This window comes from Pseudomonas sp. PGPR40 (assembly GCF_022014505.1).
Taxonomy (GTDB): domain Bacteria; phylum Pseudomonadota; class Gammaproteobacteria; order Pseudomonadales; family Pseudomonadaceae; genus Aquipseudomonas.
In genome coordinates this window covers 111,100-134,227 of the sequence record NZ_JAKLSP010000011.1, presented here as the reverse complement: position 1 = coordinate 134,227, position 23,128 = coordinate 111,100, and the positions used below count along the sequence as shown (strand labels likewise).

Genomic DNA, 23,128 nt, shown 5'->3' with positions numbered 1-23,128 from the left:
GGCTTCACGGGCGCTGCATGACGTGAGGCCGTCTTCGCTGGCAAGCCAGCTCCTACAATATTGTGAACGACACCGAACTCCCGTAGGAACCGGCTTGCCGGCGAAGGCATTTTCATGGGCGCTACATGACGTGGGGCCGTCTTCGCTGTAACCGCTCCACAAACTACACCTTCAAATGAACCGATAGCCCGTCGATGCTGTGCTCCCAATTTTTCTGGTGCCAGCCCATGATGCGTCCCGACCCAAAGGTCAAAGCCGTTTACCTCTACCCCAAACCGGTCGATTTCCGGAAATCCATCAATGGCCTGGCGGCTTTGGTCGAGTTGGATATCAAGGTCGCGGTGTTCGACCCGGTGTTGTTTGTCTTCCTCAATCGCACGCGCAACCAAGTGAAAATTCTGTATTGGCACCGCAACGGCTTCTGTTTGTGGCTCAAGCGCCTGGAGGCTGAGCGCTTCAAGACCAAGCCGGCCACCTGCCCATCGACAATAACGCCGCAGAACGCGCGATCCGGCCCTTCGTCATCGGCCGCAAGAACTGGCTATTCAGTGACACGCCCAAGGGCGCGACCGCCAGCGCCCAGCTCTTCAGCCTGGTGGAAACCGCGAAGGCCAACGGCCAGGAGCCCTACGCCTACCTGCGCCACATCCTCGAGTGCCTCCCCCAGGCCAAGGCCGTCGAGGACAACGAAGCGCTGCTGCCGTGGCGCTGTACACCAGCCATCGCATACTGACAGCCAACCCTCTCATAAAAGGACGGGGGTTTATGGCGCGCTTACGGATATACGTCCGTCACCATAGGTGCAACACCTTTGCCAAGGCTGCCTGAATCCGACTCCAAAGTGCCTATGGGCGCATCGTTCGAGGGTTCTGACGACGATCAGACGCTTGATGCCAAAAAGAGGCGGAGAGTTGATTCTGGCAAGCGATGAGCAGACATTTTTTTGCGATTTACTCTGATACGCTGCTGAAACACTCGTTTACAGGAGTTGTTCGCATGATTGGCAAGTTAATTTCGACGGGTTTCAGTTTGGCCACCTTGCCCGCCCGGCTGACTTTTCGCAGCGTCCGCGCCTTGGCCATGACGCCTGCCGAAGCCAGCCGCCTGCTGGCGGACATGCGTCAGGCATCGGATCAGGCGGTGCAGGAACTCCAGGGGCTGTTGGCCGACGTCGATGCGGACATGACCCACAAAACGGCGCACCTCAGTGCTGCCGACAAGCGCCTGGCAGCCGAACTGGCCCTCCACGCCGCCGAACAACACCTGAACATGGCCGCGATCAACATTCTGCGGGCCGTCTGGCTGACGCTTCACTCGACGCCGAACTTGCCGCCAAGCGAGCTTGATAAGCGGCTTGAACAGACACGTAACGACTAACAGACCGTCCGGCGGATCGGTCGATCCGAGCGAGAAATGGGAGCTCAGCATCCTTGAATCGGCGCTTCATGTGCAGGTGAGGTTTATGGAGCGCTTACTCTTCGCTGGCAAGCCAGCTCCTACAATATTGTGAGCGACACCGACCCCGTGGGAGCGGCTTGCCGGCGAAGTCATGGGTGCTGCATGACGTGAGGCCGTCTTCGCTGGCAAGCCAGCTCCTACAATATTGTGAGCGACACGGAACTCCGTAGGAGCCGGCTTGCCGGCGAAGGCATTTTCACGGTAAGCGCGCCATAAACCTGGAGCACCGATCATGGAATACGACGATAAACTGATTGAAGAAGCCGTGCTTGCCCTGTTGGCAGCCTTCAGTTTCGATAACGGCAATACTTGGAAAGGGTTCGACTTCGAGACCATGAACCGATTGCATGAACAGGGTTTCATCAGTAATCCGGTGAACAAGAACAAATCGATTTGGTTGACGGCTGAAGGACTGGAGCGAGGTCGGCAGATAGCCGACCGGTTGTTTGGGGTAAAGACTCAAGTGGAGCATATATCCGACTCGGATACCTGACTTCATACCCCGGCCATACGTAGATGGGGTTTATGGATCGTTTACCTTAAACACTGGGTAGCGCTGAAGCGCTACCTGGACGATGGGGCTGTGCTCATCGACAATAACCAAGGGAGCTCCCCATCAATCTCCTCATGCGAATAAACCGGCGAGGAATATGATCAACATTCGTGAAGCAACTAGAGCCGACCTCGATGTTCTATGTGAAGTCGGCTGTGAGACCTACCGAGAGCATTTTTCGGCCATCTGGTCTCTCGCCGGCATGCAGAGCTTCCTCAATCAAGACTTCTCACCCGGCACGCTCAGCCAATCACTCGAATCATCCGCTAGCCATTTGTGGCTTATAGCCTCAGACGAAAGCGGTAGGGTCGTAGGTTTTTCCAAAGTTAACTGGTCAACGCCGGCGCCGCTGACTGGCGCAATGGGCGCGGAGCTTCAAAAAATTTACTTCCTCAAATCTGAAGCAGGACGAGGGTATGGGAAACAGCTTCTGCGTTTCATTTGCAACCGAGCGATAGAGCGCGGAGAACGCTTGCTCTGGCTTGATGTACTCAGGACCAATTCAAACGCCCGGCGCTTCTATCAGGATTTCGGTTTTGAAGCGATCGGTGAAATCCCTTTCAAGACTGACCTGGCTGAAATTGGGATGGTTGTAATGGTGTGTGAGCTTTCCCAATAAGCGCGTTCGATGTCAGAACGCAGCCTTTGGCAGCGGCTACAAAAGAGATTGCGAATGAGATGAGGTGGAGGGGCTCCGGGCAGTCAGAGATCTGACTGCCCGGACTGCAGCGTTGTTAGCCGCAAACTGAAGAATGGGCGGGGGAATCGCAGCAGTTAATAGATGTCCTTGGAAAAGAGCGTGAAGGGCGTTTTGATCAGGATCTTGATATCAAGCCACAACGACCAGTTGTTGATGTAGTTGAGGTCGATCTCCACACGCTTCTGCATCTTGTCCAGGGTTTCGGTTTCGCCACGGCAGCCGCTGATCTGGGCCAGCCCGGTGATGCCCGGTTTGATTCGATGGCGGGCCATGTAGGCCTGGATCTTGCCGGTGTAGTAGTCGTTATGGGCGATCGCGTGTGGCCGTGGCCCGACCAGCGCCATATGGCCTTGCAGCACGTTGAAGAACTGCGGCAGTTCATCGATCGAGGTGCGTCGAATGAAGCGGCCGACCGCAGTAATGCGGGGGTCTTCGCGGCCGGCCTGGCGGACCTGGTGGTCGTCGTGCACGCGCATGGAGCGGAACTTCCAGACTTTGATGATCTTGCCGTTCCAGCCGTGCCGTTCCTGTTTGAAGATGATCGGGCCAGGGGAAGACATCTTCACAGCGGCGGCGATCACCAGAAGCAGCGGGCTGAAGCCGATCAGCGCGAGGGCGGCGAGACTTCTGTCCAGCAAGGTCTTGCTCAGCGCCGCTGTCGGGTAACTGGTCAGCGGGCTTTCATTAAGGTGGATGGCAGGCAGGCCGTCCAGTTCGCTGATGGAGTGATTGAGCAACGTCATGCTGCCCAGGTCGGGAACCCAGACCACATCGACATTGGCGTCGAGCAGGTCGATGTACAGCGCCTCGACCTGTTTGGCTTCGCTCAAGGGCAGCGCAATGTACAGCCGCCGCACGTCGTGCACCTGGATCAGCTCACGCAGTTCCTGCAATGGGCCCAGAACCCGGTGGGCGTTGACCTGGGTCGACAGCTCGTTGGGATTTGAGCTGATCAGGCCCACCAGTGGCGGGTACTCGGTTTTGGTCAGTTTGTCTGCCAGGTTCACCGCCAGTTGATCGGTGCCGATAATCAGGGTGTTGTACTGGCTGTGCAATTGCCGCTGGTAGTGCTTGGAAAAACTGTGCAATGGCAGGTACAGCAAGGCCTGAATGCAATAACCGGCCGTGGCCCAGACCACGATGATTTCCCGGGAAAACAATTCGCTGGTCTTGCTGAAAAAACCAATACTGGTCAGTCCGGCCAGCAGCAGCAGCCATCCCAGTAGCAGGCGCGCCAAGCCGCTGAGGTAACTATGCTGCTTGTGATAAACCAGCAGCAGGGAGTAGGAAGGGACCGAGCCGAGGAACGTGAGTACTGCAAGCACACGATAATGGGCGTCGATTTCTCCTGTCTGGTACAACGCCAGACCAAATAACAATGTATTGACCGACGTGATGGCAATTATCCATTGCCCCCAGAAGGTCAGTCCTTTGGTTATGTTATTTCGATTAATACGATTATGTACCATCGCGGTGTCCCTCGGGCCTGCGCCACGTTGTGTATCAGTCGACGGTTAATAAATGGCAGCCACGCACAAAGGCTGAGCGAGCGCGTCAGTCAGGAAATGTTTTTATTATTAGAAGGGAATAACGGGGCTTATGGCTGGCCATCCAGGCATTGTTTTCAAGTCAGCTGATACGGTTGTCTCAGTGTCCAGTTTTTATACTAGTACCTAAATCTTTGTGGGTCTCTGACGAATTATAACGGCCATGCCTTTGGCGGCCTTGTTATAAAAGGACGTGCTCTTTTGTTTGGAGGATATCGCTCAGTCGTCTATATAATTGCAGCATTCAAATAAACGTTGTCGTGTTGGCGAGGGATGAAGCGGAGCGGGGCGCCATACTTGGAAGAGTTGATGGCGACAATCAGGATGTGTAGGCAGGTCGGGTGTGGGTGGATCAGGTGGATCAGTGAGTCGCATTTATTGTTATTGTTTTTGCGATCACTCGATCAGTAAGCGACGCGTATCCTTTGTGCGAGGCAATAGCCGCGGTTTCTGACCGAGCGGATCAGCCGTTCTCCCTTGGCTGCCGTCTTGAACTTTTTCTGCAAGCGACTCAGGCACATCTCAAGGCCGCTATAGTTTTCCGGGTCTTTATCGATGCGTTGAATAAGATCGTTTTTGCTGACTACCCGTCGATCGCTGAGGATCAGCTGGGTGAGCATTAACGATTCGGTACCGGTCAATGGAATAGTGATGTCTTCTTTGACCAATGTACGATCGTCAGCGTTAAACCACCAGATATCAGGATTGCCCTGGGACTCTTTAACCCGACTGACTGCCGTGATGAATTCGTCGTCAGCCACTGGCTTCTTGAGAAAGCCATCAACACCGAAGTGCGAAAAGTGATGAAGTTCCGAAGGTTCAGCGTTGGGCGTTATGAGTATGATTTCCGCATCTTTTTGATTTTTACGGATGAAACTGACATCGCTCAGCGATATATCCGCCTGGTCGAGCAGGATGTGCGTGAATCGACTCTTTCGGATGCGTTCGCTGCTGAGTTTGCCTGACTCGATTTCAATCGATTGATGCGAGCGTTGCGCGAGTAGCGATTCGATTGCTTGTCGTGCCAGTTGGTCTCGGGTGAAAATCAGAAAGCTGTTATTTGGTGTGCTCACGATAAGGTTCCTTCCTAGTTGGGGTGAAATTTTCAAGGCTTAGATAAGCTCGGTTGGTGAGTAGTACCTCCCCTGAAAAAAGTCAAAAGGCATGCTGCGAGCCAGTGTGTGCAGGGCTTTGTGCTCCACGCGGTCCGCCACGAATTTGATCTTGCTGTCATGGATCATGCCGCTCAGGCGGTCGTAAGACCTGTTGAAAAAGTCCTGATTGTTGTCGACCATGATGTCGAAATTGGATTTGGTCAGATCCACTTTTATGTAATCGAACAGCATCGGACTGATCAGTTTTGCAGTGCTGTCATCGCTTAAATCGTAGCCATCGAAAGCAATCTCGATCCCATTGTCTTTTAATAAATGGATGTGATTGATAATGGTTCGCTTTTCTTTCAGGTTGAACGACAGAAACGAACTGCTGTTAATGCAGGGGATCAGCTGTTGCTCATGCTTGCTGAGTATCACTTGAGCGTCGTTCAGTTCCTTGATGAACATTTTATCCAACAAGGCGGACTGGTCCATGGTCATGAACAGTTTGTTGGGCAGATGTGCCGATGGGGAAGGTAGGGTCTCCATCTGTGAGAGGGCATTTAATTGGATCCGCATGAGTACTTCGCGATAAATCGCCAGCGGATGATCGAGGTGCAACAGTTGATACCCCTTGTTCAGAGGTATCTCTTGTTGGGTCGCCTTGGCATAGATTTCACTGCCGAACAGTTCATCGTTTCTTTTCAGAATCGATTGCCTGAAGAAAGCCAATGCAAAGTTTTCGTGCGCTATAGGTTGCCTGCTTGGCTCCATCATTGAATCCCTTTAAGAGTGAAAGTTTACCGGGTTGGCTGATATGACGCCTCGAAGCAATCGATAGCCATAACCGCGAACACTGTGGATGATGTTAATGCCAAAGTGTTTTTTGATTTTATTTCGAAGCCGGCTTATGGACTTCTCCAGGACACGCGAGTCATAGAGTTTTATATTCAAACCCATTGATTCGGCCATGCAATCATGGTGCAGGATATTGCCTTCTGCGTTAATAAGCGCATCCAGGGCTTTCATTTCCTGATAGGCCAGATCCAGTTTGTATTGGTTGTTGTATAAGTGCAGGCATGTCGGGTCCAAGGTCAACTTGACGCTTGATTGCCATTCAGGAGTTTCAAGTAACTCTGATAGTAACCTGGCTTTTTCAGCCTGATCGTTAGGTACATTGATGCAGTGATCGGCACCGGCCATGTAGCATTCAATTTTAGTGTGCGGAGCGCGATAATTGATTGCAACGATAATGGCCAGCTCTTCCGGGCTCGCACGTAGCTTCTTGATCAGCGCCAGGCAGTCATTAAGCAGGGAGGGGCTTTCAATATCGATCAGTACGGTATCGAGTGTTCGCGTTTCGATATCCAGGCTTGGTTGGTTTGAATGATCCAACGTATATATATGTGTGAGGTTGGGTGCAAATAGCTGTCGAAGTTTCTCTGCCGAGCGCCAAGTGTGTCCAATAGCGAGAGTGTCTCTCTGGCTATTTTCGATTTTGCTCTCAGTATTCATCCGTAAATTACTCATATGTGCTGGCGCTGCAATCTTAATACACAAAATACTGACGTTATCTGACGTTTTCTAACATTTTCCATCCCGAACGCCCGTCCCACATCGTCAGTAGTGTCAGCTGATTCAATGACATAGGCAAGTGCCGAGGCTTAAGCCCGGTTGTTTTTGTGATATCGGGATTAGTTCCTGAGCCTTTTCAGTCGGGACTACACAAGTGATGGCTGATCGCCCATTTGGCTGCAGAACGAAGCACAACCGGGAAGTCTTGCGTATGAACTGTGCACCAGTCCGCATTTTTGAAAATTGCAGTTGATTTATAAGGATATTCCACGATGTTCTAGGTGCACGTTGGGGAGGCGAGAGATGTAACAATCGCCTCTTTTTAGGGCGAACGGAACGGAGCGCTATATTAATTGAGTTATTTTGCATTGCAGTCGTAATATTTATGTCAAGGGCTGAATTTGTGAACGGGTAGTTATTCTGTCGGGTTATTGAAAAAAACCCTCAGAGTTGACACTAAAGTGCCAGCAGTTTTTTATGTGTTAACAGGTGGTAGGCCACTCATTGATCCTTTTCGCAATTAACCATCCATGACACCCCAAACTGATCGACCAGCATCCCGAAACGTGCCGCCCAGAACGTCGCTTCCAATGGCATTTGTATGTTGCCGCCTTCCGCCAATGCGGCAAATACCTGCTCTGCTTCAGTCACACTGTCGACATTCAACGAAACCGAACAACCACTCATGCCAGCGGTGGGCCGATCAGGTGTGGTATCGGAGCCCATGATTGCCTGATCGCCGACCAGCAGACGCGTATGAATGATCAGGTTATGGCAGTCCATCGGTACATGGTCACGCGCCGGGGTTTCGCCAAAGGTCATCATGACTTCTATCTGGCCTGGCAGACTTTTGGCGTAGAACGTGAAAGCAGCCTTGCAGTCGCCGTTGAAGATCAGGTAGGGATTGATTTTCATGTTTTGCTCCTGCCTATAGAGAGGGGCACATCGGCTGGAAGTTCCGATGGGCATTGACTCTCCATAGCAAAGCGCTAAAACGTGGCGAGTGACGGTGTTTTTTTAGATGTTTTTATGATGGGTGAGGCTAGCCTTATCGCGTCGTATTCCCTGAAGTCGATGGCTTGCTCCTGTGTACTGTAAAGCCTGCCGCGACATCCGCCAACCGAGACCTTTGTCCAATGCCAATTCTCACCCGTTTCGCCTCTTTGCTCGACCAGGCGAGACGTGCCTTGTTGCTGGTCTGGGGAACCTCCCGTGGGCTGTTTCTGGGATTGGTACTGGCGACGCTGATTGCCGGTGTGCTGCCGGCGCTGGCGGCCTGGCTGGGGCAGCGGATTGTCGACGCCGTAGTCGCCGCCATGCAGTTGCACACCCAGCAGGGCAGTGCACCGCTATGGCCGGTTGTGCGGTATGTGCTGTTTGAAGCGGGCGTGCTTGCGTTGCTCTCCGGGACACAGCGCGCATTGTCGGTTCAGCAATCGTTGTTGCGGGTGCAGTTGGGGCAGAAGGTCAATACGATGATTCTGGAGAAGGCCCAGACGTTATCGTTGGTGCAGTTCGAGAACTCCGAATTCTACGACAAGTTGGTGCGTGTGCGGCGCGAGGCATCGACCCGGCCTCTGGCGCTGGTGATGAAGTCGCTGGGTCTGATCCAGAACCTGATCATGTTGATCAGCTTCGGTGTGCTGCTGGTGCATTTTTCGCCGTGGGCGCTGGCACTGCTGGTGGTTGGGGCGTTGCCGGTGTTCTTTGCCGAGGCGCACTTTTCCGGGGATGCCTTTCGCTTGTTCACGCGCCGGGCGCCGGAGAGTCGGCAGCAGAATTACATCGAGACGCTGCTTTCCCATGAGGGCTACATTAAAGAGGTGAAGCTGTTTGGCTTCGCGCCGCTGCTGTTGCAGCGTTATCGGGACACGTTCGCTCGTCTCTATGCCGAAGACCGGCGCCTGACACTGCGTCGTGATGGTTGGGGTTTTGTCCTGGGGCTGCTGGGCACCGCTGCGTTTTATCTCGCCTATGCCTGGGTTGTGGTCGATACCGTGCACGGCAATATCAGCCTCGGGCAAATGACCATGTACCTGGTGTTGTTCAAGCAGGGGCAGGCCGCCGTGAGCAGCAGTTTGAGCGCGATCAGCGGTCTCTATGAGGATGGCCTTTACCTGTCGAGCCTCTACGAGTATTTGGCCGAGCCGGTTATTGCCGATAGCGGAAGCCTTACCGTGGGCGCAGTGCCCGGCGATGGCTTGCGTTTCGAGAACGTCGGTTTCCGTTACCCGGGGGCGAGCCGCACCGCTTTGCAGGGCATCGATCTGCACCTGCTGCCCGGGCACAGCGTTGCGCTGGTGGGGGAAAACGGCTCGGGCAAAACCACGCTGATCAAGTTGCTGACTCGTCTGTATCGCCCCGATCAGGGCCGTATTTTGCTGGACGGCAGCGATTTGCAGTCCTGGGATGAAGAGGCGCTGAGACGACGCATCGGCGTGATCTTCCAGGATTACATTCGCTATCAGTTCTCCGTGGGCGAGAACATCGGTGTGGGCGATACGTTGGCGTTCAACGATCAAGCGCGTTGGCAGCAAGCAGCCGATGAGGGCATGGCCGCGTCCTTTATCGAGCGTCTGGATCGCGGTTATGCCACGCAACTGGGACGGTGGTTTGCCGGGGGGCAGGAGTTGTCCGGTGGGCAATGGCAAAAAATCGCCTTGTCTCGCGCCTACATGCGCCGCGACGCCGATATCCTGATTCTGGATGAGCCGACCTCGGCCCTGGACCCTGCGGCGGAAGCGGCAGTATTCGAGCATTTCAGTCAACACGCTGAAGGCCGCATGACATTGCTGATTTCCCACCGCTTCTCCAGCGTGCGCAATGCCGACCACATCATCGTGCTGGACCAGGGTTCGATCCTTGAGCGAGGCGATCACGACAGCCTGGTCACGGCGGGCGGGCGCTATGCGCAGTTGTTCAACGTGCAGGCCCGTGGTTATCGGTAGTTTGAAAGTCTCATGAATCACGAGATTGTCGTAAATTCCAAAGGCACCTCAATCCCCCTGCGGGAGCGGGCTTGCTCGCGAAGGCGGTGTGTCAGCCAACATCAATGTTGAATGACACACCGCCTTCGCGAGCAAGCCCGCTCCCGCAGGGGCCTTCAGGCTCATCAGACTTTATGGCATTTCCGGCAACTCTTGCGGCCGCAAATCAAACACCAGCACCTCGGCATCCACGCCATTACTCAAGGTCAGCACCTGTTCTTCCCGAACCCGCACACCATCACCTTCCTGCAACTGCACGCCATTCAACTCGACACTGCCTCGCGCCACATGCACATAGGCATAGCGATCGGCGGCCAGTTCCAGCGTGGCGCTTTCCTTGCCGTCGATCAGGCCGGCATACACTCGCGCATCCTGCCGGACTTTCAGCGAACCGTTGGCCCCGTCAGGGGAGATGATCAGTTGCAAGAGACCGCGTTTTTTCTGCGTGCTGAAATGCTCTTGCTGGTAACGCGGTTTGGCGCCGCTAACCTCTGGCACGATCCAGATTTGCAGAAAGTGCACCGGGCGTGTCGCCGAGTGATTGTATTCACTGTGCGCGACGCCGCTGCCGGCGCTCATTAACTGCACATCGCCGGGACGGATCACCGAACCGGTGCCCAAGGTGTCCTTGTGTTCCAGGGCGCCTTCGAGCACATAGGAAAAAATCTCCATGTCGCGGTGAGGGTGCTGGCCAAAACCTTTGCCAGCCGCCACGCGATCGTCGTTGATCACCAGCAGGTCGGAAAAACCCTGCTCCCGCGGATTGCGGTAATTGGCGAAGGAGAAGGTATGGAAGGACTTCAACCAACCGTGATTGGCTGCGCCGCGATCCGAAGCTTTACGAAGGGTCAGCATGATGAAATCTCCTGTCAGGACGTGAATTCGTCCGAGTGAGGAGAAGGTTAATGTTTACCGATGAGGGCAATAAGTAGATGAAAATTGAAATACTGTCTCTTTCAAGTTGACAGTTTTGGGCGCGAGTTCACGTATCCTTGTTGTCACATTTGGCCATAATGCTCTGCTGAGCCGATGTTCTCTCTTCCCCTGATATCAGTGATGTCCAATCCATGAAAACCGTGGCAATGGTGCTGTTCCCCGACTTTCTTCTACTCGACATGGCCGGTCCCATGGAGGTGTTTTCCATCGCCAATCGTTATCTGGCACCGGGCGACCGTTACGAGCTGTCGACCATTGGCACCGAGCCGGGTGCGCTACGGGCGTCCAACGGCGTCAACATTCAGGCCGATTTGCATATCGATCAGGCGAACGAACGCTATGACCTGTTACTGGTGCCGGGCGGGCCGGGCGCCTATAACGAAAAACATCCACCGTTGCTGGGCTGGCTTCAGGGCGCTGTCAGCCGAGCCAACCGTTATGGCTCGATCTGCACCGGCGCGTTCGTCCTCGGGCATGCGGGGCTGCTGGACGGCTATCGCGTGACCACGCATTGGCATTACACCGAACGCCTGATCAAAGGTTTTCCCAAGGCAATTGTCGAGACCGATCAGATTTACGTGCAGGACCGCAATCTCATCACCTCCGGCGGTGTCACCGCAGGCATCGACCTGGCGCTGGCGGTGGTGGCCGAGGACCACGGCAAGAAAGTCGCCCAGGACGTTGCCAAAGTGTTGTTGGTGGTGATGAAACGTCAGGGCGGGCAGGCGCAGTTCAGTCCGTTGATGGCAGCAGTGGCACCTCAAGAAACGCCGATCACCCGGGTGCAGAACCATGTGCTCGAACACCTCGATGAAGCGTTCAGCATTGAACGCATGGCCAGTCTGGTGAACATGAGTGCGCGGCACTTCGCCCGGGTTTTCGCACGGGAAGTGAACATGACGCCGATGGAGTTTCTGCAAAGTGCGCGCATCGATTGCGCCAGGAATCTGCTGGAAACCAGTGACCTGCCACTTAAGACCGTGGCCTATAAAAGTGGCTTCGGCAGCGTGCGGCATATGCGTTTTCTGTTCAGTGAAAAGCTCGGCCTGACCCCCACTCAATACCGCGAACAGTTCAGTTAGGTGGCGTTGTCCGTCACGCGCACCGCGATGGCCGTGATGCTCCTCCCATGGCCGTTTTTCCGTAACTCATGCCTGCCAAGATACCCGTGAACTCTTTACCATGGAGGTGCGGGAACCTGGATGAATGGGCGCAATGGGTTTTGCAGTACCTTGAGCCGGGCCAGGTTTTCAGCGCATGAACGTGCATGAACAACTTCAGAGATATAAACAGCGATGCGGTGCTGCGGTTTGGGCCCTACGCGTTTCACCTGCGTCAGCGATTGATCCTTCAGGGGGATCGTCCGCTGCGCATGGGCGGGCGAGCCCTGGATATTTTGCAGGTGCTGGTCGAACGCGCCGGTTCAGTGGTGAGCAAGGAAGCGCTGATTACCCACGTCTGGCCGACCTCGGTGGTCGAGGAAATCAACCTGCGCGTACACATTGCCGCCTTGCGTCGAGCGCTCGGCGATGGGCCGAACGGGCAACCCTACATCGTTAATATTCCCCAACGCGGTTATAGCTTCATCGCCCCGGTGCAGCACGACCGGACGGGCACGCCGGTGCTGGTCGAAACCGTGCACAAGCCTCAACACAACTTGCCTGCGCGGCTCTCGCCGGTGACCGGTCGCGACTCGATCGTCGGCAGTGTGGTCCGGCAGTTGCCGGTTCGACGTCTCATGACTCTGATTGGTCCCGCCGGTATCGGCAAGACCACCGTGGCGTTGCGCGTGGCCGAATTGCTGTTGCAGCACTATCAGGACGGCGTCTGGAGGATTGATCTGGCGGCCATCGATGACCCGTCGCAGCTTGTCGATCATCTGTCGCGCACTCTGGAACTGGACGTCGGCGCAAAGGCGTTGACGCAACGGCATGCCTTGGTGGTGCTCGACAATTGCGATCATCTGCTCGAATGCTGTCGGGCAGTGGTGGACAATCTGCTGGCCTCGGCGCCACGGCTGTCGATCCTCGCCACCAGTCGCGAACCGCTGCGAGCGGCGGGGGAAACGCTGCTACCTATACCGGCCCTGGCGGTGCCGCCGGCGTGCGCTATATATGACGTGGCCGAGGCCATGGGGTATTCGGCGGTGCAGCTGTTGGTCAGTTGCGCCCGAGCCCGTCAGCAAGGGTTTACCCTGCGTCAACAGGATCTCAAGGCGGTGCGCGAAATCTGTCGGCGGCTCGATGGCCTGCCCTTGGCCATTGAACTGGCGGCGGCGCAGATCGATGCGTTAGCGCTGGTGGGGTTGCAAGCGCAACTCGGCAATTGTTTGCAGTTGTTGACCCAAGGCCGGCGCACTGCTCTGCCACGGCATCAGAGTCTGAATGCTGCACTGGATTGGAGCTATGAACAGTTGAGCCCGTTGGAGCAAACCGTGTTGCAGCGGCTGGCAGTGTTCAAAATGGCGTTCACGCTGGACGCGGCGATCGGCGTGATCAGTTGCGCGGTGCTGTTGCCTGCCAGCCTGGTTAAAGGAGTGAAAAGCCTGGCGCGCAAATCGCTGCTGTCGGTGGAGCAGGGCAGCGGCGTGACCCGCTACTGTTTCCTCAATACCACCCGCACTTATGCCCTGAAGAAACTCGACCACAGTGGTTACCTGCGCGTCTATGAACGGCGTTATGAGCGCTACATCAGCCGGGCACGCTGGACATCAGGCGGGCAAGTGTCGCTGCAGCTCGTCGAGTAACCGGCGGACTTTCGTCAGGTCCGGTGTGGCAAAGCCTTCGGTGAAACGCTGGTAAATCGGCGCCAGCAACTCATGGGCCTGCCGGAACAGGCCCTGACGCTGCCACAGCTGGGCCAGTGAGGTGGCGCTGCGCAGTTCCCAGGCCAGCGCTCCCTGAGTTTTTGCCACGGCTAAAGCTTTGAGCAGCACCGCCTCGGCCGCACTGGCCTTGGTCGGACAATCCTCTGCCAGCAACGCGTCGGCCCGGCTTCGCAGAATTTCCGCGGTGCTCCAGCCGGCCGCGCCATTCTCGGCCCGTTCCAGCAACGCGTCATCGATGAAGCCGCTGTCCAGTGTGACCATGATTTCCTTGATCAACCCGCTATTCGGTCGCGGCGACGAAGGCGCCTCGGCCGTATCGATCACTTGCGCGTAATGTTTGGCCCAAGTGTGGAACAGCGATACCGAGTGTTTCTGCGCTTGCTCAAGCAGCAGACCCAGGAGTTGGCGGGCAACCGGAGTGTCGCCGTTGTAGTGAGCGATCAGGCAACCGGACAGCGCCAGGGTGTAGCAGATGGACGTGCCATGATTGATCTGAATCGCGATGTCGAGTGCCTGTCGTGCGGTGCGCCAGGCTTTTTCCGGGTGCCCTTGCAACCAGAGAATGCGCGCCAGAATGGTCAGGGCCGCGACGCTCTGATCGTAATGCACGCCAAAGCAGTAGCTGAAGCGGTTGAGGTGACCGTTCTGGGCCAGGCATTGAATGACCTGTTCGACATTCTCCCGCGCCAGAGCCTGATCCCCGGCAAAGTGCAGGGCCAGAACCCGCAAGCGTTGGGTGCTGAGGGCCAACACCGCGTTACCGTGCAGCCCCAACCGCTCGAATTGTCGGCTCTGCTCCAGGGCCTGTTGGTAGTGGCCGCCACTAAGATCAACCGCCAAGCGTCCGGAAATCGCTTTGAGCTGACCGGCCACATCGTTGCACTGCTCGGCCAGGTGTTTGGCACTGACAAATGCTTCGACGGCTTCGGCGCTACTGCCCAGGGTGTGGTAGCAGGCACTGCCGAGGGCAAGCTTGAGGGTCATGGTCAAACGCGGGCAGGGCTGGTGCGTTGCTTCGAGCAATGCCAGGGCTCTGCGCACATGCACGCCGTGTTCCTTGAGCAGCGACAGTTCCTGCCAGAGCGGCGCCGAGGCCGCGGCGAGGCGGATGGCCAAGGTCTGCGGTCCTTGAGCATTCAAACCCCACTCGAGTGCAGCGCGGATGTCTTCCAGGCTGCGGGCGTAACGCTCGGTCCAGCGATCGCTCGAGATATGCTCCCAGTCGTCCTGGGCTTGCTGCATCAAGGTCAGGCAGCGTTCGGCGTGGCGCTCGCGGGTGTCCGGTAGTTCTTGGGCCTGGGCGAGTTTTTCCAGTGCATAGCCACGTGTGGTATCGAGTAGACGGTAGAACACCTCTTCGTCGCCGACTTCCACGTTCAGTAACGACTTGGCGACCAATTGGGTGATCGAGGTGAACACCACGCCGGGTTCGATATGTTCACCGATGATCACGGCAGCCGCCGACTCCAGGGTGAAGGCCCCCCGGAACATACCCAGTCGACGCAGGCAGGTTTGTTCGCAGGCATTGAGCAGTTCGAAGCTCCAGTCCAGTGTCGCGCGCAGGGTCTGATGGCGGCCCAAGGTCGTTTGGCAGCCTTGGGTGAGCAGGCGAAAGCTGCCTTGCAATTGCGACAGCAATCCATTCAATCCCAGACTGCCCACTTGCGCTGCCGCCAGTTCGATGGCCAGTGGTATGCCGTCCAGACGCCGGCAGATTTCAATGGCCAGCGGCAATTCATCGTCAGTCAGTTCGAAACTGTCGTGGCTGGCCATCGCCCGCTCGACAAACAATTGCAGTGCCGAAAACGCCAGGGCCTGAGCGCGGTCGAGCACGGCGATGGGCGGCGGGCAGTCCAGCGATTCCAGGCGCTGTACGCATTCGCCTTCGGCCCGCAGGCTCTCGCGGCTGGTGGCCAGAATGTGCACGTGGGGCGCTGCGCGCAGGATGCTTTCGCTGAGCAACGCGATGGCGTCGATCAGGTGTTCGCAGTTGTCGATGACCAGCAGCATCTGCCGTTCGCGCAGGAACATGGCGAGACCATTCATGGGTTCGGCCTCGTGCAAGGACAAGTCCAGCAGCGCTGCCAAGTGCGTGGTGATCATCGACGGGTCGTTGATCGGTGCCAGGTCCAGCAGACGAATGCCGTCGCGATAGTGACCGATCAGTTGCTCGGCAACACGCAGCGCCACGGTCGTCTTGCCGATCCCGCCGGGGCCCACGAGGGTGATGAAGCGCTGCCGCGCCAGTTGCGTCACCAGACTGTCGACCAGCGCCTGGCGACCGATCATGCGGGTCCGGCGAATCGGCAAGTTATGGCTACCCGGCGCATTGGCGTCGTTTTTCGGGTGTTGTTGGATGGGCTCAAGGGAAAAAGGCGCGACAAAACTGTACCCGCGATGGGCGACGGTGACGATGTAACGCTGACCCGCCTGACCGTCACCGAGGGCTTTACGCAGTGCCGCCATGTGCACCCGCAGGTTGATGTCTTCCACCACACTTTTGGGCCAGACCCGGGCGATCAGTTGTTGCTTGCTCACCACATGCCCGGCGTGTTCCAGCAGGATCAACAGAATGTCCATGGCCCGCCGACCCAGGCGCAAGGGTTGGCCGGCCTCCATGACCAGGCGTTGTTCGGGGTAGATCCGGTAGGGGCCGAAATGAATGGCCTGTTCGGTGGGACGGGTCAACGGCTCACTCCTGCTTGCATCTGTCTATCACGCGGCATCCGGGCATATTCCTCAGGTTTTTTCGGGGCGTCGAACACCTCGACGGTGTGTGCATCGGCTGCGGCATTTCATCCTTGTTCATTGGCCCGTATTGATTGGGTGTGACATTTGCGAGAGGGATGCCAGGTCCGTTGCCACCCACTTAATAATTAACAACGTTTAACTCGTCCTGCGTCTGGTCTACGCTCAAAAATCCAAATCTTCAAGTTCACACCACCCGAAGACCGCCGCACAGTTGGGCGAGTGCTGGGCCCCACACCGCTTTTTAACCACCGCAAAATCCTTGCATGAGGAATCTCCTGATGAGCACCTTTACCACCCGAGACGGCACCGAGATTTACTATAAGGACTGGGGCACCGGTCAGCCGATCGTCTTCAGCCACGGTTGGCCATTGAACGCCGACAGTTGGGAATCGCAAATGCTCTTCCTGGCCTCCCAAGGCTACCGGGTCATCGCCCATGACCGCCGTGGTCATGGTCGTTCGAGCCAGCCATGGTTCGGCAACGACATGGACACCTACGCCGATGACCTGGCGCAGCTGATCGAGCATCTGGATCTGCAAAACGCCGTGCTGTTCGGCTTCTCCACCGGTGGTGGCGAAGTGGCGCGCTATATCGGTCGCCACGGCACGGGTCGCGTGGCCAAAGCCGGGCTGATTTCCTCGGTGCCACCGTTGATGCTCAAGACCGAAGCCAACCCTGGCGGCCTGCCGCTGGAGGTGTTCGATGGTATTCGTCAGGCGTCCCTGGTCGACCGTTCGCAGCTGTACAAGGATTTGGCCAGCGGTCCGTTCTTTGGCTTCAATCGCCCGGGTGCCAAGCCGTCCCAAGGCATGATCGACTGGTTCTGGCTGCAGGGGATGATGTCCGGCCACAAGAACGCCTATGACTGCATCAAGGCATTCTCCGAAACCGACTTTACCGAAGACCTGAAGAAGTTCGACGTGCCGACCCTGGTGGTGCATGGCGACGATGACCAGGTTGTGCCGATCGAAGCCGCTGGTATTGCCGCGGCGAAACTGGTCGAGGGTTCTACGTTGAAAGTCTATCCGGGGGCACCCCACGGCCTGACCGATACCCACAAGGACCAACTCAACGAAGATCTGCTGGCGTTCATCAAGGGCTGATCAAAATCAAAAGATCGCAGGCTGCGCCAGCACCTACAGGGTTATTTAAGCCACTGTGGGCGCAGCCTGCGGTCTTTTGCTATTGAGAGAGGGAAGGGAACGCACGGTCCGACAGCGCCAGGCAAACGGTGAAACGCCTTCGCTGCGGGTGAAGATGTGGGAGAAATGCGCCTGATCGCAGAATCCGCATTCCAGACTGATTTGCGTCAGGGTCAGGTCCGTGTTCTGGATCAACTGCTTGGCCCGGGCGATGCGTTGCTGGCGAATCCAGTCTTGCGGCGAGAGACCGGTGCTGCACTTGAACGCACGGGAAAAATGGCTGCGTGACAGGGCACACGCCCGTGCCAGTTCAGTCACTTCCAGGGTTTCGTCGAGGTGGTCGAGGATCAGCTGCCGGACCAGACTTTCACGCCAGGGGCTGAGCCCGCCAGTGGGTTTTTTTCGCGTTTGAGTGGAGGACGCGTTGATCGCGTTTTGCTGAAAATGAGCCATGGCCAATGTCCGTGTCGAAGGGCGCGCGCGGGTGCACTGCACGGTGAGTCAGCACGTTCCCTCTAAAAAGGTCTGTGCAGAGGGCTTCATTCTTGGTCGCGGGGGCTTAGGCTTGCGAGTTAAACGTTGTTAATTCATCGATCGGCGCGGGCAGTCTCGAGTACAGTCAGTCACACTCATCAACCCTCGTGCCAGCCGAAAACACAATGGGATTGTGCTTATGAACCGTAACGATCTGCGCCGCGTCGACATGAACCTGCTGGTGATTTTCGAAGCCCTGATGTTCGAAAAGAACCTGACCCGGGTCGCCGAAAAACTCTTCATGGGCCAACCAGCGGTGAGTGCCGCGCTGGGGCGGTTGCGTGATTTGTTCGACGATCCGTTGTTGCTGCGCAACGGTCGCGGGATGGAGCCGACGGCACGGGCGCTGGCGATTCTCAAGGAATTGCAACCGGCAATGGACACCATCTCGGGAGCGGTCAGCCGCGCCAAGGAATTCGACCCGACGACCAGCTGCGATGTGTTTCGCATCGGGCTGTCGGACGATGCCGAGTTCGGTCTGTTTCCTCCATTGCTACGACAACTGCAAGAAGAGGCACCGGGAATCGTGGTCGTGGTACGTCGCGCCAATTATCTGTTGATGCCGGCCTTGCTGGCCTCCGGGGAAATCTCCGTGGGCGTCAGTTACACCACCGATCTGCCGGCCAACGCCAAACGCAAGAAGCTGCGCGACATTCCTTGTAAAGTACTGCGCGGCGACAACCGTCCAGAACCGCTGACCCTGGATGATTACTGCGCCCGGCCCCATGCGATGGTGTCGTTTTCCGGTGACCTGAGCGGCAACATCGATATGGATCTGGCCAAGGTCGGGCGCACGCGGCGCGTGGTGCTTGGGGTGCCGCAATTCAGTGGGTTACGCGCGTTGCTTGCCGGCACCGAAATGATCGCCACTGTCCCCGATTACGCAGCCTGCGCGTTGGTTGAAGGCTGTGCCTTGCGCGCCGAAGATCCACCATTCCCCATCGACGCCGCGCAGCTGTCCATGGCCTGGAGCGGGGTGCACGACAACGATCCGGCGGAGCGCTGGTTAAGGTCGCGGATCAGTCAGTTCATGTCGGTGTCGCTGGATATTCCGGTGGTTTAAGGCTTGCCGCGAATAGGGTGTGTCATTCAACAGTGATGTCGACTGACCCGACGCCATCGCGAGCAAGCCCTAATGCCAGTCGGTTAAGCGCAACCTTGTAGGAGCGAGCTTGCTCGCGAAGACGGCAGCACAGTCAATATTGATGTCGCCTGATATACCGCTTTCGTCGGAACGCCGCCCGGAGCAAGCTCGCTCCTACAGGGTCTTGTGTAGTTCGAGCGTTCAGCATGTTGAGCAAAGAAAGCACGTACATTCAATTTTTCCCCACCCCTTGGCCGCACTATTCAGGGCAATGATCGATCAAGGGTAGGGCCATGAATACTTCGCGATGGAATGAACAGGCTCAAGATTTCGGGCTGCTGTTTTTGCGGGTCAGTGGCGCACTGTTTCTGCTGGGCGTACATGGCTTGCCGAAATTGCTCGATTACAGCGCCGAACTGCAACGCATCGAAGACCCTTTCCACCTCGGCGCCCAACTTACGCTAATCCTGGCGATTTTCGCCGAAGTGCTGTGCCCGCTGCTTATTGTCGCCGGGGTGCTGGTGCGCCTGGCGTGCTTGCCTGTTCTGTTCGTGCTGCTGGTGGCGCTGCTGGTCGTGCACCCGCAATGGAGTGTGGCCGAAGGGCAGTTCGGCTGGCTGCTGTTGATCCTCTTCACCAGTGTGTTTATCGCCGGGCCGGGACGGCTGGCGCTCAATGTCCGTTTGCCCGGAGTGCTCCGTTATGCATGAAGCCCGAACTCAAAAAGCGCCGGGGTCTGATGAGATCGTGACGCTGATCGTCAAGCACCGGGTCAAGGGCGGTTTCGAAGCCGCGTATGAAGCCTGGTTGCGCAACATCGTCAGCGTCGCAGGGCGCACGGAAGGACATCTGGGCGTGGACGTGATCCGCGGCAAGAACGGTGGCCTGGATATGTTCACCTGCGTGCTGCGGTTTTGCTCCACCGAGGCGATGCAGCGCTGGCTCGATTCGCCGCAACGCCAGGCACTGGTCGATGAAGCCGCGCCGATGCTGGCCGACGGCGACCAGACCGAGGTCAACCCGGTCAACGAATTCTGGTTCTCACCGCTGGCGGATGCCGGTTCGCCACCGCCACGCTGGAAGCAGTCTGTGGTGACGTTGCTGGTGATTTTGCCGCACACCTTGCTGGTGCCGCTGCTCTGGGGACCGTTGCTGCAGCTCAATGCCTTTCTTTCCAATTACGTGGTCGCCACGTTCTTGATCACCCTGACCATTGTGTTGTCGGTGGTGTACGTCTTTATGCCGCTGGCCACGCGCCTGTTCGCGCCGTGGCTGGAAGCCGGCCAGTCCCATTCCACACAGCCTTAAGGAAACGCGATGAACGCCGATCTGATTCTGTTCAATGGCCAATTCCATACCGTTGACCGCGAAAAGCCCCTCGCCAGTGCCGTGGCGATCAGCGACGGCCGCTTCGTCGCAGTCGGCAACGATGCCGAAGCCATGGCCCTGCGCGGTTCGGGCACCCAGGTCATCGACCTCAAAGGCCGCTGCGTCATCCCCGGCCTCAACGACTCGCACCTGCACCTGATCCGTGGCGGCTTGAACTACAACCTCGAACTGCGCTGGGAAGGCGTGCCGTCGCTGGCCGATGCGCTGCGCATGCTCAAGGAACAGGCCGACCGCACGCCGACGCCACAATGGGTGCGGGTGGTGGGTGGCTGGAACGAATTCCAGTTCGCCGAGAAACGCATGCCGACCCTCGAAGAACTCAATCAGGCGGCACCGGACACCCCGGTGTTCGTACTGCACTTGTATGACCGTGCGTTGCTCAACCGCGCCGCATTGCGCGTCGCCGGTTACACCCGTGACACGCCGAATCCGCCGGGTGGCGAGATTGTGCGTGATGCCAACGGCAACCCGACCGGGATGCTGGTGGCGCGGCCGAACGCGATGATTCTGTACTCGACCTTGGCCAAGGGCCCGAAGTTGCCGCTGGAGTATCAAGTCAACTCGACCCGCCAGTTCATGCGCGAACTCAATCGCCTCGGCCTGACCAGTGCGATCGATGCCGGCGGCGGTTTCCAGAACTACCCGGACGATTATCAGGTGATCGAACAGTTGGCCAAGGACCAGCAACTGACGATCCGCATCGCCTACAACCTGTTCACGCAGAAGCCCAAGGAAGAACTGACCGATTTCCAGAACTGGACCGGCAGCGTCACCCTGCATCAGGGCGACGACTTTTTGCGGCACAACGGTGCCGGGGAAATGCTGGTGTTCTCGGCTGCCGACTTCGAAGACTTCCTCGAACCCCGTCCGGATTTGCCGCAAACCATGGAGCAGGAGCTGGAGCCGGTGGTCCGGCACCTCGTCGAACAGCGCTGGCCGTTCCGTTTGCATGCGACCTACAACGAATCCATCAGCCGCATGCTGGATGTGTTCGAGAAGGTCAACCGCGACATTCCCTTCAATGGTTTGCCATGGTTCTTCGACCACGCTGAAACCATCACCCCGCAGAACATCGAGCGGGTGAGGGCGTTGGGTGGTGGCATTGCGATTCAGGACCGCATGGCGTTCCAAGGTGAATATTTCGTTGACCGTTATGGCGCCAAAGCGGCCGAAGCCACGCCGCCGATCAAGCGCATGTTGGCAGAAGGTGTACCGGTTGGCGCCGGCACCGATGCCACTCGGGTGTCCAGCTACAACCCGTGGACCTCGCTGTACTGGATGGTCAGTGGCCGCACCGTCGGTGGCCTGGCGCTGTACGAGGAAGGCTTGCCCCGGCAGACCGCGCTGGAACTGTTCACCCATGGCAGCGCCTGGTTCTCGTCGGAACAGGGCAAGAAAGGCCAGATCAAGGTCGGGCAACTGGCGGATCTGGCGGCCTTGAGCGCGGACTTCTTCAGCGTCGAGGAAGAAGCCATCAAGTGGATCGAGTCGGTGTTGACCGTGGTCGGCGGCAAGGTGGTGTACGCCGCCGGCGACTTCGAAAAACTTGGGCCCGCCAGCGTGCCGGTGCTGCCGGACTGGTCGCCGGTGGCGAAGGTTCCGGGACACTGGCGGCCGAACGCGCCGATGCAGGCGCAGGTTCACCAGTGCAGTGGCCCATGCGCCGTGCACACCCACAGCCATGAGAAGGCCCGTATGTCGAATGTACCGGTGAGTGACTTCGCCGGTTTCTGGGGCGCCTTCGGCTGTTCCTGCTTCGCGTTCTGAGTTTTGCAACAAAGCGTCGGCCATCGTGGTCGACGCTTCACCTCATCATCATCCGAGGAGTTTCACATGAGCAACGTTCCTTACAAACGTCTGAACAAAGATGACGCCGTTGTATTGCTGGTCGACCACCAGACCGGCCTGATCTCGCTGGTGCAGGATTTCTCGCCCAACGAATTCAAGAACAATGTGCTGGCCTTGGGTGACATCGCGAAGTTCTTCAACCTGCCGACCATCCTCACCACCAGTTTCGACAGCGGTCCGAACGGCCCGATCGTGCCAGAGCTCAAGGAACAGTTCCCGGACGCTCCATTTATCGCGCGCCCGGGCCAAATCAACGCCTGGGACAACGAAGACTTCGTCAAAGCCGTGAAGGCCACCGGCCGCAAGCAACTGATCATCGCCGGTGTAGTGACTGACGTGTGTGTGGCGTTCCCGACGCTGTCGGCGCTGGCTGAAGGTTTTGAAGTGTTCGTGGTGACCGACGCTTCCGGCACTTTCAACACCACCGTGCAACAAGCCTCCTGGGCGCGCATGGCGGCGGCCGGTGCACAACTGGTGAACTGGTTTTCGGTGGCTTGCGAGCTGCAGGGCGACTGGCGTAACGACATGGAAGGCCTGGCCAACCTGTTATCGCAGCGCATTCCGAACTACCGCAACCTGATCAACAGCTACACGACGTTCACCGCGAAGTAAGGGGTACAGCTGCCGGTCTCGGTCGGCAGCTTAAAAGATCGCAGGCTTCGCCAGCGCTTACACAGGCGTGGCGAAGGCTGCGATCTTTTGT

Annotated in this window: 20 protein-coding genes and 2 pseudogenes; 14 read left to right on the top strand and 8 right to left on the bottom strand. The window is 57.4% G+C overall.

Annotated elements, in window-relative coordinates; all coding sequences use genetic code 11:
* Positions 1–194: 194 nt before the first annotated feature.
* From tnpB to MEB48_RS11950, 5 genes and pseudogenes are all read left to right on the top strand, one after another.
* Positions 195–413: pseudogene (tnpB, locus tag MEB48_RS11970) on the top strand (IS66 family insertion sequence element accessory protein TnpB); the annotation flags it as partial.
* Between the two features lie 56 nt (positions 414–469).
* A pseudogene (locus tag MEB48_RS11965) lies at positions 470–733 on the top strand (transposase domain-containing protein); the annotation flags it as partial.
* Positions 734–996: 263 nt separating this feature from the next.
* Positions 997–1,377, top strand: a complete 381-nt coding sequence (locus MEB48_RS11960) for a hypothetical protein (protein WP_237884438.1) — start codon at positions 997–999, stop codon at positions 1,375–1,377.
* 313 nt (positions 1,378–1,690) lie between these two features.
* Entirely contained in the window at positions 1,691–1,951 is a 261-nt protein-coding gene (locus MEB48_RS11955) for a DUF6429 family protein (RefSeq protein WP_237884437.1), read from the top strand.
* Positions 1,952–2,108: 157 nt separating this feature from the next.
* Positions 2,109–2,630: a GNAT family N-acetyltransferase gene (locus tag MEB48_RS11950; protein ID WP_237884436.1), complete on the top strand. Its 522-nt coding sequence runs from the start codon at positions 2,109–2,111 to the stop codon at positions 2,628–2,630.
* Positions 2,631–2,785: 155 nt separating this feature from the next.
* Here the strand turns inward: MEB48_RS11950 and MEB48_RS11945 are convergent, their stop codons facing one another.
* The 5 genes from MEB48_RS11945 to MEB48_RS11925 form a co-directional block, all read right to left on the bottom strand.
* Positions 2,786–4,180: an undecaprenyl-phosphate glucose phosphotransferase gene (locus MEB48_RS11945; RefSeq protein ID WP_030132075.1), complete on the bottom strand. Its 1,395-nt coding sequence runs from the start codon at positions 4,178–4,180 to the stop codon at positions 2,786–2,788.
* A 482-nt stretch (positions 4,181–4,662) separates the two neighbouring features.
* The gene (locus MEB48_RS29240) at positions 4,663–5,331 is read right to left on the bottom strand and encodes a winged helix-turn-helix domain-containing protein (RefSeq protein WP_237884435.1); all 669 of its coding nucleotides are present in this window, start codon (positions 5,329–5,331) and stop codon (positions 4,663–4,665) included.
* Between the two features lie 39 nt (positions 5,332–5,370).
* The gene (locus tag MEB48_RS11935) at positions 5,371–6,129 is read right to left on the bottom strand and encodes an EAL domain-containing protein (RefSeq protein WP_237884434.1); all 759 of its coding nucleotides are present in this window, start codon (positions 6,127–6,129) and stop codon (positions 5,371–5,373) included.
* 9 nt (positions 6,130–6,138) lie between these two features.
* Complete coding sequence (locus tag MEB48_RS11930; protein WP_237884433.1) at positions 6,139–6,867, bottom strand: winged helix-turn-helix domain-containing protein; 729 nt, start codon at positions 6,865–6,867, stop codon at positions 6,139–6,141.
* 561 nt (positions 6,868–7,428) lie between these two features.
* Positions 7,429–7,842: a VOC family protein gene (locus MEB48_RS11925; RefSeq protein ID WP_237884432.1), complete on the bottom strand. Its 414-nt coding sequence runs from the start codon at positions 7,840–7,842 to the stop codon at positions 7,429–7,431.
* Positions 7,843–8,063: 221 nt separating this feature from the next.
* Here MEB48_RS11925 and MEB48_RS11920 point away from each other — a divergent pair, with 221 nt between their 5' ends.
* Positions 8,064–9,875, top strand: coding sequence for an ABC transporter ATP-binding protein (locus tag MEB48_RS11920; RefSeq protein ID WP_237884431.1), 1,812 nt, complete (start codon positions 8,064–8,066; stop codon positions 9,873–9,875).
* Between the two features lie 171 nt (positions 9,876–10,046).
* On the opposite strand, the gene MEB48_RS11910 is transcribed toward MEB48_RS11920, so the two are convergent.
* The gene (locus MEB48_RS11910) at positions 10,047–10,769 is read right to left on the bottom strand and encodes a pirin family protein (protein ID WP_237884430.1); all 723 of its coding nucleotides are present in this window, start codon (positions 10,767–10,769) and stop codon (positions 10,047–10,049) included.
* Positions 10,770–10,981: 212 nt separating this feature from the next.
* Here MEB48_RS11910 and MEB48_RS11905 point away from each other — a divergent pair, with 212 nt between their 5' ends.
* Positions 10,982–11,932, top strand: coding sequence for a GlxA family transcriptional regulator (locus tag MEB48_RS11905; protein ID WP_237884429.1), 951 nt, complete (start codon positions 10,982–10,984; stop codon positions 11,930–11,932).
* A 185-nt stretch (positions 11,933–12,117) separates the two neighbouring features.
* Positions 12,118–13,596 (top strand): ATP-binding protein, encoded by a 1,479-nt coding sequence (locus MEB48_RS11900; RefSeq protein ID WP_237884428.1) that lies wholly within the window; start codon positions 12,118–12,120, stop codon positions 13,594–13,596.
* Here MEB48_RS11900 and MEB48_RS11895 read toward each other — a convergent pair.
* Entirely contained in the window at positions 13,561–16,365 is a 2,805-nt protein-coding gene (locus MEB48_RS11895; RefSeq protein ID WP_237884427.1) for an ATP-binding protein, read from the bottom strand. The genes MEB48_RS11900 and MEB48_RS11895 overlap by 36 nt on opposite strands.
* Positions 16,366–16,706: 341 nt before the next feature.
* Between MEB48_RS11895 and MEB48_RS11890 the strand changes: the two genes are divergently transcribed.
* Positions 16,707–17,531: an alpha/beta fold hydrolase gene (locus tag MEB48_RS11890; RefSeq protein WP_237884426.1), complete on the top strand. Its 825-nt coding sequence runs from the start codon at positions 16,707–16,709 to the stop codon at positions 17,529–17,531.
* A 45-nt stretch (positions 17,532–17,576) separates the two neighbouring features.
* Here the strand turns inward: MEB48_RS11890 and MEB48_RS11885 are convergent, their stop codons facing one another.
* The gene (locus MEB48_RS11885; RefSeq protein ID WP_237884425.1) at positions 17,577–18,023 is read right to left on the bottom strand and encodes a helix-turn-helix domain-containing protein; all 447 of its coding nucleotides are present in this window, start codon (positions 18,021–18,023) and stop codon (positions 17,577–17,579) included.
* A 220-nt stretch (positions 18,024–18,243) separates the two neighbouring features.
* Between MEB48_RS11885 and MEB48_RS11880 the strand changes: the two genes are divergently transcribed.
* The 5 genes from MEB48_RS11880 (at position 18,244) to ycaC (ending at position 23,037) form a co-directional block, all read left to right on the top strand.
* Positions 18,244–19,167, top strand: coding sequence for a LysR family transcriptional regulator (locus tag MEB48_RS11880; RefSeq protein ID WP_237884424.1), 924 nt, complete (start codon positions 18,244–18,246; stop codon positions 19,165–19,167).
* A gap of 314 nt (positions 19,168–19,481) precedes the next feature.
* The gene (locus MEB48_RS11875) at positions 19,482–19,898 is read left to right on the top strand and encodes a DoxX family protein (protein WP_237884423.1); all 417 of its coding nucleotides are present in this window, start codon (positions 19,482–19,484) and stop codon (positions 19,896–19,898) included.
* Positions 19,891–20,496, top strand: coding sequence for an antibiotic biosynthesis monooxygenase (locus MEB48_RS11870; RefSeq protein WP_237884422.1), 606 nt, complete (start codon positions 19,891–19,893; stop codon positions 20,494–20,496). Before MEB48_RS11875 ends, MEB48_RS11870 begins: the two co-directional genes overlap by 8 nt.
* 9 nt (positions 20,497–20,505) lie before the next feature.
* Positions 20,506–22,344 carry an amidohydrolase gene (locus MEB48_RS11865; protein ID WP_237884421.1) on the top strand — a complete coding sequence of 613 codons (1,839 nt, stop codon included), beginning with the start codon at positions 20,506–20,508 and terminating at the stop codon, positions 22,342–22,344.
* 66 nt (positions 22,345–22,410) lie between these two features.
* Positions 22,411–23,037, top strand: a complete 627-nt coding sequence (gene ycaC, locus MEB48_RS11860) for an isochorismate family cysteine hydrolase YcaC (protein ID WP_237884420.1) — start codon at positions 22,411–22,413, stop codon at positions 23,035–23,037.
* The last annotated feature ends 91 nt before the right edge of the window (positions 23,038–23,128 follow it).

Bases quoted from the DNA above. Each gene is read 5' to 3' on its own strand.
- MEB48_RS11900 (WP_237884428.1), top strand. From the start codon at position 12,118: ATGAACAACTTCAGAGATATAAACAGCGATGCGGTGCTGCGGTTTGGG.
- MEB48_RS11925 (WP_237884432.1), bottom strand. From the start codon at position 7,842: ATGAAAATCAATCCCTACCTGATCTTCAACGGCGACTGCAAGGCTGCT.
- MEB48_RS11875 (WP_237884423.1), top strand. From the start codon at position 19,482: ATGAATACTTCGCGATGGAATGAACAGGCTCAAGATTTCGGGCTGCTG.
- MEB48_RS11880 (WP_237884424.1), top strand. From the start codon at position 18,244: ATGAACCGTAACGATCTGCGCCGCGTCGACATGAACCTGCTGGTGATT.
- MEB48_RS11905 (WP_237884429.1), top strand. From the start codon at position 10,982: ATGAAAACCGTGGCAATGGTGCTGTTCCCCGACTTTCTTCTACTCGAC.
- MEB48_RS11960 (WP_237884438.1), top strand. From the start codon at position 997: ATGATTGGCAAGTTAATTTCGACGGGTTTCAGTTTGGCCACCTTGCCC.
- MEB48_RS11935 (WP_237884434.1), bottom strand. From the start codon at position 6,129: ATGATGGAGCCAAGCAGGCAACCTATAGCGCACGAAAACTTTGCATTG.
- MEB48_RS11945 (WP_030132075.1), bottom strand. From the start codon at position 4,180: ATGGTACATAATCGTATTAATCGAAATAACATAACCAAAGGACTGACC.
- MEB48_RS11910 (WP_237884430.1), bottom strand. From the start codon at position 10,769: ATGCTGACCCTTCGTAAAGCTTCGGATCGCGGCGCAGCCAATCACGGT.
- MEB48_RS11955 (WP_237884437.1), top strand. From the start codon at position 1,691: ATGGAATACGACGATAAACTGATTGAAGAAGCCGTGCTTGCCCTGTTG.
- MEB48_RS11890 (WP_237884426.1), top strand. From the start codon at position 16,707: ATGAGCACCTTTACCACCCGAGACGGCACCGAGATTTACTATAAGGAC.
- MEB48_RS11865 (WP_237884421.1), top strand. From the start codon at position 20,506: ATGAACGCCGATCTGATTCTGTTCAATGGCCAATTCCATACCGTTGAC.
- MEB48_RS11950 (WP_237884436.1), top strand. From the start codon at position 2,109: ATGATCAACATTCGTGAAGCAACTAGAGCCGACCTCGATGTTCTATGT.
- MEB48_RS11885 (WP_237884425.1), bottom strand. From the start codon at position 18,023: ATGGCTCATTTTCAGCAAAACGCGATCAACGCGTCCTCCACTCAAACG.
- MEB48_RS11920 (WP_237884431.1), top strand. From the start codon at position 8,064: ATGCCAATTCTCACCCGTTTCGCCTCTTTGCTCGACCAGGCGAGACGT.
- MEB48_RS11870 (WP_237884422.1), top strand. From the start codon at position 19,891: ATGCATGAAGCCCGAACTCAAAAAGCGCCGGGGTCTGATGAGATCGTG.
- ycaC (WP_237884420.1), top strand. From the start codon at position 22,411: ATGAGCAACGTTCCTTACAAACGTCTGAACAAAGATGACGCCGTTGTA.
- MEB48_RS11930 (WP_237884433.1), bottom strand. From the start codon at position 6,867: ATGAATACTGAGAGCAAAATCGAAAATAGCCAGAGAGACACTCTCGCT.